This is a genomic window from Proteiniclasticum ruminis (assembly GCF_900115135.1).
Taxonomy (GTDB): domain Bacteria; phylum Bacillota; class Clostridia; order Clostridiales; family Clostridiaceae; genus Proteiniclasticum; species Proteiniclasticum ruminis_A.
This window is the reverse complement of sequence record NZ_FOVK01000002.1, coordinates 255164-271999: the sequence shown is the minus strand read 5'-3', so window position 1 is coordinate 271999 and position 16836 is coordinate 255164. Positions and strand designations below refer to the sequence as shown.

General features: G+C 45.2%; 19 protein-coding genes. All 19 read right to left on the bottom strand.

Annotation, left to right across the window (positions count from 1 at the left end; all coding sequences use genetic code 11):
- Window positions 1-28 precede the first annotated feature (28 nt).
- Window positions 29-895, bottom strand: a complete 867-nt coding sequence (locus BM243_RS05920; RefSeq protein WP_074911340.1) for a hypothetical protein — start codon at window positions 893-895, stop codon at window positions 29-31.
- Between the two features lie 277 nt (window positions 896-1172).
- Complete coding sequence (locus BM243_RS05915; protein WP_242943516.1) at window positions 1173-2006, bottom strand: PTS system mannose/fructose/sorbose family transporter subunit IID; 834 nt, start codon at window positions 2004-2006, stop codon at window positions 1173-1175.
- A complete protein-coding gene (locus BM243_RS05910) occupies window positions 1990-2748 on the bottom strand; it encodes a PTS mannose/fructose/sorbose/N-acetylgalactosamine transporter subunit IIC (RefSeq protein WP_074911338.1) in 759 nt (252 codons plus the stop codon). The genes BM243_RS05915 and BM243_RS05910 overlap by 17 nt, the downstream gene beginning before the upstream one ends.
- Window positions 2749-2760: 12 nt before the next feature.
- Complete coding sequence (locus tag BM243_RS05905) at window positions 2761-3231, bottom strand: PTS sugar transporter subunit IIB (RefSeq protein ID WP_074911337.1); 471 nt, start codon at window positions 3229-3231, stop codon at window positions 2761-2763.
- Window positions 3224-3967 (bottom strand): BtpA/SgcQ family protein, encoded by a 744-nt coding sequence (locus BM243_RS05900; RefSeq protein ID WP_074911335.1) that lies wholly within the window; start codon window positions 3965-3967, stop codon window positions 3224-3226. The genes BM243_RS05905 and BM243_RS05900 overlap by 8 nt, the downstream gene beginning before the upstream one ends.
- A complete protein-coding gene (locus tag BM243_RS05895; RefSeq protein WP_074911544.1) occupies window positions 3968-4381 on the bottom strand; it encodes a PTS sugar transporter subunit IIA in 414 nt (137 codons plus the stop codon).
- A gap of 17 nt (window positions 4382-4398) precedes the next feature.
- Entirely contained in the window at window positions 4399-5136 is a 738-nt protein-coding gene (locus tag BM243_RS05890) for a GntR family transcriptional regulator (RefSeq protein ID WP_177213466.1), read from the bottom strand.
- Window positions 5137-5370: 234 nt separating this feature from the next.
- On the bottom strand, window positions 5371-6756 hold the full coding sequence (locus BM243_RS05885; protein WP_074911332.1) for a tryptophanase: 1386 nt from the start codon (window positions 6754-6756) through the stop codon (window positions 5371-5373).
- A gap of 44 nt (window positions 6757-6800) precedes the next feature.
- Window positions 6801-7178 (bottom strand): RidA family protein, encoded by a 378-nt coding sequence (locus BM243_RS05880; protein ID WP_074911329.1) that lies wholly within the window; start codon window positions 7176-7178, stop codon window positions 6801-6803.
- 154 nt (window positions 7179-7332) lie between these two features.
- Window positions 7333-7860, bottom strand: coding sequence for a GNAT family N-acetyltransferase (locus BM243_RS05875; protein ID WP_074911328.1), 528 nt, complete (start codon window positions 7858-7860; stop codon window positions 7333-7335).
- A 212-nt stretch (window positions 7861-8072) separates the two neighbouring features.
- Window positions 8073-9029 carry a PASTA domain-containing protein gene (locus BM243_RS05870; protein WP_074911326.1) on the bottom strand — a complete coding sequence of 319 codons (957 nt, stop codon included), beginning with the start codon at window positions 9027-9029 and terminating at the stop codon, window positions 8073-8075.
- Between the two features lie 49 nt (window positions 9030-9078).
- Entirely contained in the window at window positions 9079-9705 is a 627-nt protein-coding gene (locus BM243_RS05865; RefSeq protein ID WP_074911323.1) for a PASTA domain-containing protein, read from the bottom strand.
- 147 nt (window positions 9706-9852) lie between these two features.
- Window positions 9853-10611, bottom strand: a complete 759-nt coding sequence (locus BM243_RS05860) for a serine hydrolase (protein ID WP_074911321.1) — start codon at window positions 10609-10611, stop codon at window positions 9853-9855.
- A 63-nt stretch (window positions 10612-10674) separates the two neighbouring features.
- Window positions 10675-11514 (bottom strand): undecaprenyl-diphosphate phosphatase, encoded by an 840-nt coding sequence (locus BM243_RS05855; RefSeq protein WP_074911319.1) that lies wholly within the window; start codon window positions 11512-11514, stop codon window positions 10675-10677.
- 178 nt (window positions 11515-11692) lie between these two features.
- Window positions 11693-13246: a phosphoenolpyruvate carboxykinase (ATP) gene (gene pckA, locus BM243_RS05850; RefSeq protein WP_074911318.1), complete on the bottom strand. Its 1554-nt coding sequence runs from the start codon at window positions 13244-13246 to the stop codon at window positions 11693-11695.
- Between the two features lie 470 nt (window positions 13247-13716).
- The gene (locus BM243_RS05845) at window positions 13717-14349 is read right to left on the bottom strand and encodes a deoxynucleoside kinase (RefSeq protein ID WP_207646167.1); all 633 of its coding nucleotides are present in this window, start codon (window positions 14347-14349) and stop codon (window positions 13717-13719) included.
- Between the two features lie 164 nt (window positions 14350-14513).
- Entirely contained in the window at window positions 14514-14750 is a 237-nt protein-coding gene (locus tag BM243_RS05840; RefSeq protein WP_074911314.1) for a hypothetical protein, read from the bottom strand.
- A gap of 180 nt (window positions 14751-14930) precedes the next feature.
- Window positions 14931-16091, bottom strand: a complete 1161-nt coding sequence (locus BM243_RS05835; RefSeq protein ID WP_074911312.1) for an iron-containing alcohol dehydrogenase — start codon at window positions 16089-16091, stop codon at window positions 14931-14933.
- Complete coding sequence (locus BM243_RS05830) at window positions 16078-16695, bottom strand: NUDIX hydrolase (protein ID WP_074911310.1); 618 nt, start codon at window positions 16693-16695, stop codon at window positions 16078-16080. Before BM243_RS05830 ends, BM243_RS05835 begins: the two co-directional genes overlap by 14 nt.
- Window positions 16696-16836 lie beyond the last annotated feature (141 nt).

Genomic DNA, 16836 nt, shown 5'->3' with positions numbered 1-16836 from the left:
TTTCTCTTTATAGTTTATTCTGTTCTACCTACTCCTCAAAGGATATTCTGAAGCCTGCACCCATAACACCATTCATCTCTGTGCCATCACTACTGTACTGATAGACTTCATCCGAAATCATGGTAACACCATAGTTCTTCAGCTCTACAACAACTTTGAACAGATCCATTTCGTACAGTTCTTCTGGAAGGCTCACTGTAAAAGCTTTGTGGGCAAACCCGTAATCGTGTTCTGAATCAGGAAGCACCACATCCGTTTCTTTCATCTCAAGTCTATCGGTTTCCTCATTTTTTTCATTCAAGACCACTGCAGATACTTCATTTAAAGATTCTAAAAAGACAGCACTCTCTTCTGTGACTGCCGTGAGATCCATAACAATTTTCTTATCGGTTTCTTCCAGACTCATGCTTCTGATATCAATGGCAAAGTACTGATCCACATAGATTTCAGGAAGCTTTTCCTGGAGAGCCCCTTCTTCTGTCTCTATGACAGCGTACACCTGATTGTTTTCTGCCACATCAAATGGAAGTGAAGCCACAAATGACGTTCCATTCTGCGCTCTGGCCTCCACTTTATCATACCCGGACACCACATAGTATGTGCTCCCTGGCTGCAGCATTTTGGGGACCAACGTGACATCCAGCATGAGTTTGCCATTTTTAAAGGACAGCTTTGTTTCTGAAGAAGCCAAAGCACTGGCTCCTTTTTTGAGCTCTTCCATGATCCGGTACTCCATGCCACCATCATTAAAGGAAATGGCGGAGATGGATCCTCTAATGTTCTGAAGCTCCAGCTGCAGGTCTGAAAGCTTATGCCGCAGACTGAAGTTGTTTACTAGAAGCAAGAGAAGAGCACCTACAATGACCAGGATCTGACCTTTATTCTTTTTATCCATATATGAACCTCCAGCTGTTTATAATAATACCTTCTTTCTATAGTATCATACTATCTTCTTCCTTTTCTTCTAAGATGACAGAAAAACAACAAAAATAGAACTTTGGTGTACTTTATCTCCTTAGAGATAAAATGCGCCAAAGTTCTTTCACCTTCTTTTGAATTCAGATGGATTCCATGGAGATTTCAGTGCGCCTTAACAGCTTCCATCCGCTTATTCCATCTGAAACGGGAAGAATGGAGGGGGTGTTATCTCCATCCTCCCGAAGAAGAAGGGATTACACGATACCGAAAAAGGAGAGAAGAACAGACAATCCGATGAGCCAGAGAAGCATGGTTGTTGTCTTCACTTTTTTACCCAGTAAATAATAGGCAATGGAGAAAAAGACCACTGGGAAAAGTCCTGGCATGATCTGATTGATATACCCTTGCAGAGGTTCTGCAAATTCCCCTGTACCAATCATCATGGGCAGTTCAAAATAAATCATGGATGCTACCATCCCACCGATGACCATGAGTCCCACCAAGGAAGCTGCATGGGTAACCTTCGCAATGAGATGATTTTCTTCAAACTTCGTAAACAGCTTCACGCCATATTTATAACCAAACTTCAGACCAAAGAATCTGGCGAGAAACGCAGGAATATTGATGATCAGGAAAAACAGGATGGGACCCAGGATATTCCCCTGCTGCGCTAAGGAAATCCCTATGCCGGCTGCTATGATCTTTAAAGTGCCCCAGAAGAAAGAATCCCCAATGCCTGCCAAAGGTCCCATGAGTGAAGCTTTAACGGCGTTTATGGACGTTTCATCAAACTCCTTGTTCTGTGCATTTTCTTCTTCCATGGCAGCAGAAATCCCAACAAGAACTGTGCTGATATGAGGTGTCACGGACATGAACTCCAAATGCCTCTTCAGCGCTTCTGCCCGATCTTCTTTATTGCTGTAGAGTCTTCTGATCACAGGAGCCATCATATAAGCATAGGCCAGATTCTGCATTCTTTCATAATTCCAGGAAGAATCCAAAGTGCAGGATCTTGTGAAGCACTGGCGCATGTCCTTCTTGGTCAGTAGTGTTGTCTTTTGTCCCTCTTTATTAGAACTCATTTTCATCTGCTGCTACCTCCTGTTTGCTTTGGTTCTGGTTCACATAGTAAAGCGCAATACATAATCCAAAAAGACCGATGCCCAGTATTGGGATATTCAAGTAGGCAGACAAGAGGAATCCCAGGAGAAGGAATGGAAAGAGCTCTTTATTGATCATCATCCTCGCCAGCATGGCAAATCCGATGGCAGGCAGAATACCCGCGGCCACATCCATGCCATGGATGACAAAGTCCGGAATAAAGGCAAGGATCTTTTCGATCAGCGGTACCCCAACGTAAAACCCTAACCCGACAACCAGTGCAAGAATCACTTTATTTCCGATACCCGCAATTCTTTGGATCTTCTCAACGCTTTCAATGTCTCCCTTTTCTGCGTACTTATCCGCAATATGAGCCGCCTGGATCAGAACCACCGTCATTAAAAAATTATCAAATAAGAGCACCAGGGTGGCAATGGGCACAGCCAAGGCAACGGCTGCTGCGATTTCCTGACCCGACATGATGATAAATCCTGTGGCTATGATGGTTCCTGACACAAAGTCCGGCGGATTGCTGGCACCGATGGGAAAGGCCCCCATGAAGACCAGTTCCAAAGTGGCTCCCACAAGAATTCCTGTGGTGAGATCCCCTAGAACCAACCCCACCAATGGAGCTACGATGATGGGACGGTTGTGCATGGTGGACCCCATGTAACTATGCATGTATGCAAAAAATGCGACGGCTATGATGAGCAGTGTATTGATAAACATTGATTATCCCCCCTATAATAAACTCATGATTTGTACTTTATCGTCATCTGGCACCAGCTGAACGGTGACATCCACTCCATTTTCCACAAGCTCTGTAATGTTTTTAATATCCGTATCCGACAAGTGAACGGCTTTGGAGATCTGTCTTCTTTCACTGGAGTTCTTCATCCCTCCCAAGTTCAGCTCCTTGATGCTGGGACACTGTGAAATGAGGTTATACGCATCCTCCACGCTTTCAAAAAGAATCATCATTTTATATTTGTCCGTTTTCCCTGTATTAATGGCTTCCACAGACTCCGCTATATTTTTAATGATGAGCTTCATGTTATCGGGCTTGGCAATGCGGAGCATACTGATTCTAAGATCGTCATGGACGATGGAGTCACTGGGTATCAGAATCAGATCAATTCCTAGAAACTTCGACCAGGAAAAAGCAACCTGACCGTGTATCAATCTGTGGTCCACTCGAGAAAGCTTAATCATTTTTATCCCTCCTAATCTCATGAAACAGCTCAACCATCTGCTTCACATGGGTCTTGTCTACTTCACCCTCGTCTTTATAGTTCTCTTTGAAGTAACTGCCAACAATAGCACCGTCAGCATACTGCATCTGCACTTTGGCATTGTCTGGCGTGAGGCCAGCACCAATGATCATCGGGAACTCCCCAAGGATTTTCCTAAACTCTTTAATTTTTTCAAGATCCGTTTCCTGGCCCGTATGGTCCCCCGTCACGACAATGGCATCACATCGTTCTTTCGCAAGAGTCAGATCTTCTTCCAAGGATCTGCCTGACAGATACGGCTGATACTTGAACCGAACCCCACCAAAAACAAGTGCGTCTGTTTTGGACCTGTAAAGATTCATAAAAGCTTCAAAGGAGTGGTCATCTCTTTCTTTCAGATGACCTGCTACAGAATCCAGCTGAACGAACTTTGCCCCATAGTTTATGGCCAGTTCAAATCCCATGGCATCCATATTGAGGCAGTTCACCCCATAGATCTTGTCTTTGTAATTCTCAGACAGGTGTTTCAGAACTTCTACCATATGATAATAATTCCCAAAATAATTTTCTACGATGACTGCATCCACTCCGTTATCGAAGTAGAGGTCAATCTCTTTCTTTGCACGGCTTAGCACGTCCTCTGGATCTGAACCTTTTAGGTGCAGCATGCCAAGTAAGGGTGATGTATTTTTGAACAGCTCATATACTTTATTCATTTAGAACTCATCTCCTGTATCTTTCTCCATATGATCAAGGACCAATACGCCTTTTTGGGCAGTACTGATTTTTTCTTTGAGGAGTTCCAGATTGATTTTTCTGTCTTCCAGCAATAAATCAAGCACCAGCCCCAAGTTCACACCCGTAACAACATATACATCTTCCATGGTGTGCAGTTCAACCATGGCATTGAAAATGCTTGCACCAAAGAGATCTGAGAGTACGATGATGTCCATGGATGGATGGGCTTCTTTATATTCTTTGATCTGTTTTTTGAAATCCTCTGCACTTTGTCCTTCATACAGACAAAATGTGGTGATTTCATCCGCACTGCTTCCAACAATGAGCTTTGCCGCATTTTTAAATCCTTCTGATAAATCAGCGTGGGTCGCAATAAATATTTTTTTCTTCATCTTTTGTTCTTCCACTTTTATCCCCTCTTCGTACGAACAACATATTTATAAAGGTCCTGCCTGATATACTGTTCGTTGTAATAAATCAGTTCTCCATTTTCTGAAATCACCTTCTGCTTCACATGGAGTAATGGCGTTCCCTTGGGACATTGGAGCACTCCGGCGATGATCTTGTTTGCATATTCAATCTCAAACATTTCTTCCACCTCATCTTCTATGATCCCAGTATTGCTTGAAATAACTTCCATGAGCTGTCTGTTTTCCAAATCCGCATCGAAGATATAGGTGTGATGCTCATAAAAATAATCAAACTCATAAATCACAGGTATTCCATTGGCGCTTCTTACTCTTTCTACACAGATCACCTCTTGATTGTCAGGAAATAATGGACGCTCTTTCAGGCTGCTGACTTTATCCTGTGAAATCTTTTCCTTAGACAGCACTTTTGTGGAAGGTACTGCATTAATTAGCATACAGGATTTTGTAAAGCTTCCCCCTGAAGAGGAATCTTCCACGATCTTCGGGTACGCAACAAAAGTACCTTTCCCCATTTTCTTGATAAGAATCCCTTTTTCCTGAAGGTTCTCCACAGCTTTTCTCACAGTGATTCTGCTGACATCAAACTGTTTGCAAAGCTCCGGTTCGGAAGGAATTTTCGCGCCATACACATACTTTCCATTGGCGATGTCTTCCATCAGTGCTTTGGATACCTGTGCATGAAGTGGAGTAGCCGAATCATTATAGACATGTTTCACTTTCTTAACCTCCTTTTTAGTCATTATATAACGTTATATAACGTTTTGCAACATCATTTAGAAACCGATTTCTGAAATTCTTTCTCCTTTAGCTTATACTCCATGATTCTCAGCAGAAAAAAGTCCACGGGGTGAGCTCTCCTTCTCTGCTTCTCCAGGAGCATCGGATAAAAACAAGAACCCATCCCTTTTGACTCAAATCAAAAGGAATGGGTTCTTCAATTTCTCTTTTTATTACTTTGACAGTGGCTGAAGCTTTGCTGTGAAATGTCTTAAAATCTTAGGCTCCCAGGTAATCTCGTACCCTTTTAAGGAGTCCTTTCTCTTTTTGATTTCAATAAGCGCTTCCACAATCACATCCAGATGGGACTGGGTATACACTCTTCTTGGCACCGCCAGTCTTGTGAACTCAAACTGGGATTCCAGCTGCACCCCTGTGTCCGGATCGTTCCCCAGCATATAGGAACCGATGTCGCAGCCTCTGATGCCTGCTTCCAGATAGAGTTCAATGGTCAGAGCCTGACCCGGGAACTCGTGATATGGAATATGCGGCAGAAGCTTCTTCGCATCCAGGAATATGGCATGACCACCAGCTGGGGTCTGGTGTGGTATTCCTGCTTCTGTGAGCTTTGCGGAAAGGTATTCCATCTGGCCGATTCGGTATTTCAGGAAGTCTTCCTCCACACCTTCCTGAAGACCAATGGCCAAAGCTTCCAAATCTCTTCCCGCAAGGCCGCCATAGGAAATGAACCCTTCAAAGGGTATGGTATTGGCTTTGACCTTCTCAAAAAGATCCGCATCCTCCTTGACGCCCACAAGGCCACCAATGTTCACGATGGCGTCCTTCTTGGAGCTCATGGTGAAGAGATCTCCGTAGCTGAAGAGCTCTTTTGCAATCTCTCGAATGGACTTATCTTCATAACCTTCTTCTCTTCTCTTGATAAAGTGGCAGTTTTCAGCAAATCTTGCTGCATCAATGACCACTTTGATGCCATACTTTTTTGCAATCTCAGAGGTCTCTTTGATGTTCTTCATGGAAACCGGCTGTCCTCCAGCACTGTTGTTGGTCACCGTGATGATGATGGCCCCCACATTTTCTTTTCCATACTCTTCGATGAGTTTTACAAGACGCTCATTGTCCATGTTCCCTTTAAAAGGCGCATAGGACTCTGTATCAAGAGCCTCCGGCACCACGCAGTCCACAGCCCTTGCCCCTGCTATCTCCACGTGAGCTCTGGTGGTGTCAAAATGCATATTGGAAATGGAAACCTTGCCCTTCCCAAGAAGAATCGGCATCACCACTTTCTCAGCTGCCCGTCCCTGATGCACCGGCTGAATGAAGGCATACCCAAAAATATCCTTCGCCGACTCCTGAAGACGGTAAAAGCTCTTGGACCCGGAATAGGACTCATCCCCCCGCATGATCCCAGCCCATTGGTCCGCACTCATGGCACCGGTGCCGCTGTCTGTAAGCAGATCAATATAGCAGTCTTCTGCTGCCAGTGAAAAAACGTTATAGTCCGCCTCTTGGATCTTTTTCAGCCTCTCCTCTCTGGTGAGAATCTTGATGGGTTCCACCATTTTGATCTTGAAAGGCTCTGCAAAATACTTCACGCTCATTTCTAAATTTTCCCCCAACCTCGTTATTTGTGCTTTTTACTAAGCTACAGAATGGCCACGACCTCAATTTCCACCAGAGCATCCTTTGGCAGTCTTGCCACCTGGAACGCGCTTCTTGCTGGGAAATCCCCAGAGAAGAACTCTTTATAAACTTCATTCATCTTGACAAAGTTCGCCATATCACTGAGAAAAACTGTGGTCTTCACAATCTTATCCATATTGGATCCCGCTTCCTCCAAAATGGCCTTGACATTTTTCAGACACGTTCTGGTCTGAAGGGCAATCTCATGGGCCACCATCTCTCCGGTCTCTGGATCGATGGGCAGCTGGCCTGACGTATAGATCATGGTGCCTACAATGATGGCCTGTGAGTAAGGCCCGATGGCACCGGGTGCTTTGCTGGTTGCAATGACTTTTTTCAACTCATATTCCTCCTTAATCTGTAAATGTTTACAAACTTATTATAGTACAGGTACCTTTCTTCTTACAAGGACAAGTTCCGGAAAGGTTCCTTTGAAAATTATACCACAAAACCACAAAGACCCGCTTAAACAGCGGGTCTTCACGTCATTATTCTTAATCAATACTTCGTCCATAAAGAAGCGTGGAGAAAAACATTCCATTTTGGCAGACATCTCTTGCAAGGCTTCCTTCTTCATAAAACCCAAGATTCTTGTAGATCTCCTGAATTTTGAAATGGTCTTCCCGGACCCGAAGATTCACTTTTCGGATGACGCCTTTGCCTTTGCAGACCAGAATCATTCTAGCGATGAGCTCTTTCCCCATAGTGCTCACATGTTCATCCGTTCTCAGCGCCAAAGTGATGTTCCCCACATGTTTGTACTTTTCAGCACTTTTCTTTGTGAGCACCACAATGCCCTGGAGCACATCGTCCTCCAGACCCAAAAGAAGGTTTCCTGTACCGAAGGTTTCCTGGAAGGTCTCATAGGTGGCATCCTCCAGCGGAAACTCCATCCAGTCATATTCTCCATAAATATACTTATTGACGGTGATGCACTCTTTGAGAAATGCTTTCATTTCCTCCACATCTTCCGCATTGCATCTTCTGATCACCAGATTCGAGTTTTGTTCCGCAATTGACATAGTTCACCCCAAATATCATCACACAATTTTTGTCATTTCCAATAATTATACTGCTTTGTCATGGAATTGTAAACCATTTCTATCAGTATGATGGTACACCGCTATGATAGTGCTCTTCTCTTCCAGAATCAGTACCCTAAAGCAGATCTCCTTCGCCCAAAGGGATCCCATACTAAAAGAGCATACACTCTCTGCATGCTCTTTCTGTGCTTCTAATTATTACCAGTCTCCACGGGCTCTTCCGGCTCTTCCACGGATGGTGGGTTCACGGGTGTTTCCACAGGAGGGTCTGACCCATCCGAAGGATCTGGCTCCTCTTCCCCTGGGCCTTCCGAAGGCGTCTCAGGCACCGTCACAGTCTTTTTATTCCCGATGATTAGCTGCACTCTGCCTTTTTCAATGACTTCCGATCCTCCTGCTGGGGACTGGGAAAGGACTTTTCCGATATTCTCATCCGCATCTTCTTTTTCAGTCACCGATACCTGGTAGCCTGCATTCTTCAGGATGCGTTCAGCTTCCGCTCTTGTCTTCCCCACCACCCGAGGCACCTGATGCTTCGTCTCTTCGGGCTTTGCGCCGAGACTCACCCAAAGAGTCACTTCATCCGATGGCTGAAGCTTTGCAGTTATGGAAGGCTCCTGCTCCATGACCCTACCCGCAGCCACATCAGCGCTGTAGTCTTTTCTCACCCGGACTCGAAGTCCCAGTTCCTTGAGGATGTTCTCCCCTTCTCTTTGGGTTTTTCCCAGGAGAGAAGGAAGAAGCACGTCCTTTTTCTCTTCTTCATCCGGATTGCCTTGTCCAAAAGGACCTGCACTCACGGTATAAATGACTTCTTGCCCTTCAAACATTTCGGCTCCTTCCATGGGTCTTTGATAAAACACATACCCCTTGTCCACCTGATCCGTATGTTCTGTCACCGCACTGGGAGTCAGCCCTGCTTCTTCCAGAAGCTTCTTCGCCTCTTCTTCAGGAAGACCAATGATTCTGGGCACTGCAGTTTTCTTCTCCGTGGGCTTTTCCACAAGGGTAGGCCCTTCATCCAAAGAAGGCGTGTCAATGGACTGGGAGAGCGCATCCCGGATTTCCTTCTGATAGGAAACAAAGCCTATGAAAAAACCTAAGGTTACCATGGCAAAAAGACCACTCAAGAGTATTTTTTTCAGCATCTTGACTCCTCCCATCCTTCTTTTCTACTACCTTTTTTGCTTTTCGATATTAGGACCCGGTGCTGACTCTGATGGTAATTCTGGTGCCCTTGGACACCTTGGAGTCTACCAGGTAATTCTGGCTGTAGACCATGCCTTCGCCATACCCGCTGGCAGGATTGTATTCATATCCCACCTGGAAACCGAGGGACCTCAGCTCTTTTACCGCTTCCTCTTCGGAAAGTCCAATGAGCATAGGCACCGCTATTTTTTCCTCTTCCCCCAAAAGGGTCTGGTTGCTCACATAGACCGTGACGGTTTCTCCCTGCAGAATCTCTTCTTCCACATAGGGTTCCTGGAAAAAGATCTGTCCTGTGGCAAAGGAGGAGTTCTTCTCTTCCAGAACTTCCATCGTAAGTTTCAGCTCCGCCAGCACCTCTTCTGCCTCTTCCTCTGTCATCTCATAAAGATCTAGCATTTCCACCCTCTCCGGATTTTCGATCACAGAAGGCTCTTCCTCTATAGGGTCTTCTTCTCCACCAGATCCTTCAGAAGGAATCTCCAGAGAAGGCAGACCTGAATCTCCGATCTCCTTGGCCAAGGTTTCCTGTAAATTGTTCTGGTACTTCAAAAAACCAGTGACAAAGAAAAATGTTGCAACAAGCAATATCAAAATCATAACGATTTTACTCTTCATGATACACCTCAAACTTCTTCCATTTATTTCTGCATCTTTTCTCAAAGATACTCTTAATATGAAAATAGTATAACATACCCCAGTGCAGTTTTTGAACAGAAAATGGAAAACGCCTGCAAGAAAACCCTGCAGGCACTAAAAAATCTCTTATTTCCAGTTGTAGGTGATGCCATCCCAGATCATTTTGCCGGATTTCGCCAAAGAAACCAGTCCGTAGACACTGTTTGGAAGATCCTGGCTCATGATGGTGAAAATGAAGTCCCCCTTCTGTAGTTCAATGAGGGTGGTGTCATTTTCAATGCCAGGCATATCTCCTGCCTTGGACGCAATCTTGTTTTTCAGCGGTTCGTCCAGATAAAAAGCCGTCTTCTTCTTTTTGTTCTCACCTTTCAGAAGCTCAATGATATATCTGGAATGCTCCTGGGAAAGATACTCTCCTTTTTTCAGGATCTTCCAGCAAAGAGAAAGGTCATAGCTGGTGGTATGATTTATAGGAGAACCCGGCATATCATTCATGGCAGTATTCTGAAGCCCCATCTCCTCAAACTTTGACTTCAGCTCATCAAAACCGATGAGTGTCACAAGCTTTTGGGTAGCCGTATTGTCGCTCTCCACAAGCATCACAAGAATCAGCTCGCCTACGGTGTATTCTCTGGAGTTCAAATGTTTCAGAATACCCGATCCTTCCACGCGGTCCCTGCTGATGAGAAGCACCTGATCATTGAGAGAAAGTTTTCCTTCCTCCACATCCTTCATCACCGCCATGGCCACAGGAAGCTTCATGCACCCTGCTGAGGTCATTTTCACATGTTCGTTGTACCCGTAGATGAATCCGGATTTGAGATCCTCAAAGTAAAAACTGTAGGACCCGAGCCGGTCTTCCAAATATCTTCTGACTTCCTTCATTTTCAATCACTCCAATTCGTTACTAAGCCCATTTTAGCACAAAGAAAGACGTATTGAAAAGCATTAGATGGAAATGACATTAGTCAGGAGAAGAAGTGCAAACACACTGGAAATGGCAATGCGGTAATAGGCGAAAATCTTCATGGGCTTCTTCTGGATATAGCCGATGAAGCCCTTCACACATAAAAGCGCCACGATGAAGGCCACCACAAATCCCAGAAGAAATGCCGTCCACTCTGTAGCTCCTAACGTGCCAAAGCCCACATCTCCCTGAAACTTCACCACTTTCACAAGAGAAGCGCCCACCATCACAGGAATGGCCAGGAAGAAAGAGAACTCTGAAGCCACCTTCGAGGAAAGTCCGGTGATCCAGCCTCCCATGATGGTGGAGGAAGAACGGGACATACCAGGCCACATGGCCAGGCACTGGAAAAAGCCGATCTTTAAAGCCTGAAGCTTTGTGATCTCTTCCACTTCATGAACATGGGCTTTCCCACGGTACTTGTTCTCCACAAATATAAGAAGAACCGCGCCCACAAAGAGACCGATGATCACGGGCAGAGGCTTAAAAAGATACGCATCGATGGTGTCCTCCAGAAGGAAGCCAAAAAAAGCAGCCGGAAGCACACCGATGATGAGGGCAAATCCAAAATTCAGTCCTCTTTTTTCTCCCTTGAAAAAGGAAATGGCCGCATGAAGCAGCTTCTGCCAGTATAGGACCACAATGGCCAGGATGGCGCCCAGCTGGATCACCACATTGAACATCTTCGTAAACTCCGTCTCTGGAAACCCGATGAGATCTCCCACAAGAATCATATGCCCCGTGGATGACACTGGAATGAACTCTGTGAGCCCTTCCACAATGGCCACCACGATGGCTCTAAAAATAAAATAAATATCCAAGAAAAAATACCTCCATCTTCAATTTACGTCTATCTTCTATTCTACTAAACTTTTTTTCATAAATCCCTGAAAATCCCCTTAATTTTCAAAAAGAAAAAGGCCCCGGATCGGCCTCTGTGCGCTTCCCCCAATCTCCTTTTCCACACAGAGCCTGATCCATGGACCTTTTTATCGAGTTTTAGTATGGACCTGCCTGCACAATGTTTTCTGCAGCGCCCTCAAAGCGGTTGAAGTTCTCTTTGAACTTTCTTGCCAGTTCTTTTGCGGTGGCTTCATACTCCGCTTCCTCTTTCCAGAGCTTTCTTGGATGAAGAAGCTCCTCTGGGACGCCAGGTACAGAAACAGGCACATCCAGATGGAAGATCTCGTCATGGATGAACTCTGCCTTGTCCAGTTCTCCACTCAGCGCCGCATCCACCATAAGCCTTGTGTACTTCAGCGGTGTTCTCTGTCCAACGCCATAGACGCCACCGGACCATCCGGTGTTGATGAGGTACACTTCCGTATTATGCTCGTCAATCATCTTTCCAAGAAGCTCCGCATACTCTTCGATCTTTCTTGGCATGAAAGGCTCCCCAAATAGAGCAGAGAAGGTGGTTTCCGGATTCACGATGCCTCTTTCCGTGCCGGCCAGTTTTGAGGTGTAGCCGGACATGAAGTGATACATGGCGCCTTCTCTCGTGAGCTTGGAGATGGGTGGAATCACCCCAAAGGCATCTGCTGTGAGAAACAGCACCGTGGAAGGATGGCCTCCCTTCTTCTCATCCACTCTGTTGTCAATATACTCCAGAGGATAGGTGCATCTGGTGTTTTCTGTCAAGCTTCCATCACAGTAGTCTGCAATGCCTTTGTCACTGACGATGACATTTTCCAAGACAGAACCAAAGCGGATGGCCTCATAGATTTCCTTTTCCTTGTCTTTGTCCAGGTTGATGCACTTGGCGTAGCATCCGCCTTCCATGTTGAAGACTCCTTCTTCAGACCAGCCATGCTCGTCATCTCCAATGAGGAATCTCTTAGGGTCAGCAGACAGGGTGGTTTTTCCTGTTCCGGAGAGGCCGAAAAAGAGCGCTGTTTTGCCATCTTTCCCCATATTGGCAGAGCAGTGCATTGGCAGCACATCCTCTCCCATGAGTCTGTAGTTCATCACAGAGAATATGGATTTTTTAATTTCCCCAGAATACTTGGTGCCACCGATGAGAACCACTTTATCGGTGAAACTGATGACCACAAATGCTTCGGAATGGATGCCATCTTCTTTCCCGTTGGCTTTCAGGTTTGGCAGAGCGATGACGGTGAAGTCCGCATCGAATCCTTCCCTGTCCTGATCCTTGATGAAAATCTGGCTGGAAAATACCGCCTGGGCAGCATCTTCACAAAACACATTGATGTCCATGGCATGGTTTTCTGAAGCACCCGCCTTGGCTTTGATGACGTATAATTCTTTGTCCTCCACATAGGACTTTACTTTCTGAAGAAGATTTCTGTAGACCTCTTCTGATAAAGGAAGGTTGGTTTTCCCGAACGCCACCGTATCCTTTGTCAGTTCATCCAGCACAATAAAGCGGTCCTTCGGAGAACGACCGGTATACTGTCCCGTTTCAATGAGCAGTGCCCCTTCTTTAGTGAGCCTGCCCTCGCCTCGCTTCACCGCTTCGTTGATGAGTCTGCATACAGAGTAGCCAGCCTTCAGCTGTTCTTCTCTCAGTCCCAATAAGTCCATTGTTGACATTCCATTTCCTCCTTAGATTTACCCTAAATATCAATAAGTTGTTTCCATCCTCATCATAACCCCGAAGAAGAAACAAACCTATATCCCCCCATGAAGAAACACACTAAAAGTGCAAATGTAAACGATATTTCATCTCTTCGGCAAAATTATAACATAAGATGAACCCTTTGGACCTTTTGCCCGTTTTTATATGACTTTTTCAATAATTTAACAAGTTATTCAATTTATGGAAGAACATTTCTAGAAAACTCATCATTTTTGAGAAAAGATCCCAGTTCTATTTCATTTTTCATAGATGGTTTAATCTTTCACATTTCATATTGTATCCAACGAAAAGACTTTTACCACAAGGGAAAAACAGTTTTTCTCCATGGGTGCACACTGTCCGTTTATGCATTGTATTCCAGAAGAAGGAAAAAGAAAAAGCTCATTTAAAGAGCGCATAGCGTTCCTAAAATGAGCTTCGTATATTATGATTCTGTGATGGCCTTTTTCACCAGATCCATGACTTCTTTTCTGTCCTTCTCGTTTTCCAGAAGATCATAGTTCTTCACATCAATGACCAGAAGCTTGGAGAGGCTATATTCTTTGAAGTAGGCTTCATACTCCCGGTTCAGCCGTTCCCAGTAGTCTCTTTCCACAATCTGCTCGTAGTCTCTGCCGCGCTTTTCTATACGGCTGATGGCGGTGTCCACATCGCACTTCAGATAGATCATAAGCTTCGGGGACTCAATGTGGTCCAGCATGTTGACGAGAAGCTCCTGATATAGATCAAACTCATCCTTTTCCATATCGCCACCCTCATGGAGAAGCTTCGCAAAGATCACATCCCCATAGATGCTTCTGTCCATGACAGATGCGGTGAGATTTGCCCCTGCATCCTTCAGCATCCGGAAACGCCTGTTGAGGAAGAACACCTGCAGCGGGAAGGAATATCTTTTTCTGTCATGGTAGAACTTCTCTAAAAGAGGATTATCTGTCACGGGCTCTTCAAAGCCCGGCAGGGAAAGCTCTTCCTTCAGAAGATTCATAAAAGTGGTCTTGCCGGAGCCCACTACGCCATCCACAATGATGAGCTCATTGGGGTTATTCTTTTTTATCATATTAAAAAACTCCTTGTACATGAAACAGTCCTTTCAATCCGACATGAAAACTTCGGATCCTAAAAATTAAAGCTTTCTCATCTTACCAAAAAATATCAATCTTCAAAAGTCTTGAAATTCTTCAAAAGCTGTGAACCTGTTGAAAAGGCACAGAAAGATTCTTTTTACCGGTCTTCTCTTTGCTCTTTTGCATCCAGTACCGCACCAAGGAGAATGCCCAGGGTCAACCCCAGAAGGGGTGCCAGGGACCACAGGATGTACCCTTCAAAGAAAGAGCTGAAGACGGCAGCAAAGGCCGCGCCACCTAGAAGTCCATAGGTGATGCCTGCGCCGACGCGGGAGTGCTTTTCCTTCTGATCTTTTTCATCTTCCTTCTCCCTCGTTTCTTCCTTTTTTGTCATGGTGCTTCTTCTCCTTTCCCTCAATCATTCATGTTTTCTACAACCTAACCTTATTATAGCGGAAATTTCCTTTCAGTTTACCGATATATTAGCCATAAAAAATAGAGAAGAGAGGTTTCACAACCAATCTCTTCTCTTCCAAAAAGGGTCTATTCAGTTCTGCATGTCTTTTGGCAGGTTCTAAAGCGCAAGCTTATAGATTTCAAAGACATCTTCCGCCTGAAGCTTCTTGAGGCTTCCCAGAGGTCCTCTCAGTACAGCATTCTCTGCCATTTCCTTGAGATGCTCTTCTCCAATGTTTCTTTCGCTTAATGAAACCGGTGCGCCAATGCTTCTCAAGAACTCCTTGTAAGCTTCAATGGCTGCCAGAGCCTGCTCTTCTTTGTCTTCTTTCACAATGCCGAAGATCTTTTCACCAAATCGCGCAAACTTCTCCACATCATTTTTATAGACATACTTCATCCAGGCAGGCATCACAATGGAAAGACCTTCCCCGTGGGCAATGTCATAGTATGCAGACACAGAATGCTCAATGCTGTGGGAAGCCCAGTCTCCTCTACGGCCAAGACCATTCAGTCCGTTCAGGGCTAAAGTCGCTGCCCAGGCAAGGTTTGCTCTTGCTTCATAATCTTCCGGATTCTCCAGTAGCACTTTTACAGAAGCCATGGTGGTGCGGACGATGCCTTCCGAGAACTCATCCTGCATCAGCGTGCCGCTGGTTCCGCCAAAGTAAGCTTCAAACACATGGGTCAGCGTATCCACTGCACCGTTTACCGTCTGATTTCTTGGAAGGGATTTCTGTACCGATGGATCCACGATGGAAAGTCTTGGATAGGTGTATTTGGATCCCCATCCCCACTTCTTCTTCTCTTCCTCATTGGTGATGACCCCACCGGAGTTCATCTCCGAACCTGTTGCCGAAATGGTCAGCACCCCGTAGATGGGCAGTGCTTTCTCCGGATAAACCTTGCCTTCATAAAAGTCCCAGGGATTGCCCTCATAATAGTACGCCGCTGCAGAAATCTTGGAGGTGTCCAGAACAGATCCGCCTCCCACAGCCACAATGGCATCCACTTTTTCTCTCTTCATGAGATCCACGGTCTCAATGACCTTGGAAAGTACAGGATTGGGCTTAACCCCATCCATTTCCACATATTCAATGCCATACTCTTTCAGTGAGTTCACGACTTCCTCATAGACGCCATTTTTAAAGATGGATCCTTTTCCATAAAGAAGCAGCACCTTCTTGTCTCCGTACTCCTCAATGTATTTTCCCAGATTCTTGATGGTCCCCTGTCCAAAGACCAGCCTTGTGGGATTGTGAAAATCAAAATTCAGCATGTGATTCGTCCTCCTTTAATATATCGATGAAACTTTTGACGATTTGAGCGGTGAAGCCCCAGATGACCGTATCTCCAAACTTATAGAAATACTGCTTGTTGGTGGCCCGCCGAAAAGGGTAATCCTTTCCGTTCTCAATAAGATGATAAGGAAAATCTTCTCCAAGCTTTGCCGTGAGATCAATCTCATAGATCAGCGGCACATGCTCCTCAAAAAATGAAAGAGGAACAAAAATCAGACGCTCCACTTCATCTGCACTGGGATGAAACTCTGTGCGGCTTGTCTTCGCCACAAAGGGATACATGGTCTGGCCATAGGGACTTAAGAAGTAATCCATGGGTCCAATGACCTCAATGTCCTCCCTGGAGATGCAAAGCTCCTCCATGGTTTCCCGGACAGCTGCTTCCAGAGGCGACTCTAACGGCTCGATCCCTCCACCTGGAAGGCAGATATCTCCGGGCTGGCTCTTCAGGGTGCTGGCTCTCTTTTCTAGAATAAGATGGGGCTCTCCTTCCATCTCTGTGAGCAGCAGCATCACCGAGTATTCCCGCCTTTTCCCAATGATTTTCGGTTTTCTGGTACTGAAAATATCCACAGACTTCAAGCTATGACTCACCTCTACCTTAAATTTCTCTTACTATTTTATTATAACAGATTTATTCACCAGAAAAGGATGAAAAGTCCGTGTAATTTGCGTTATAATGTTTACAGGCTTTGATAAGCCTTGTGAAATCATATGAATGAT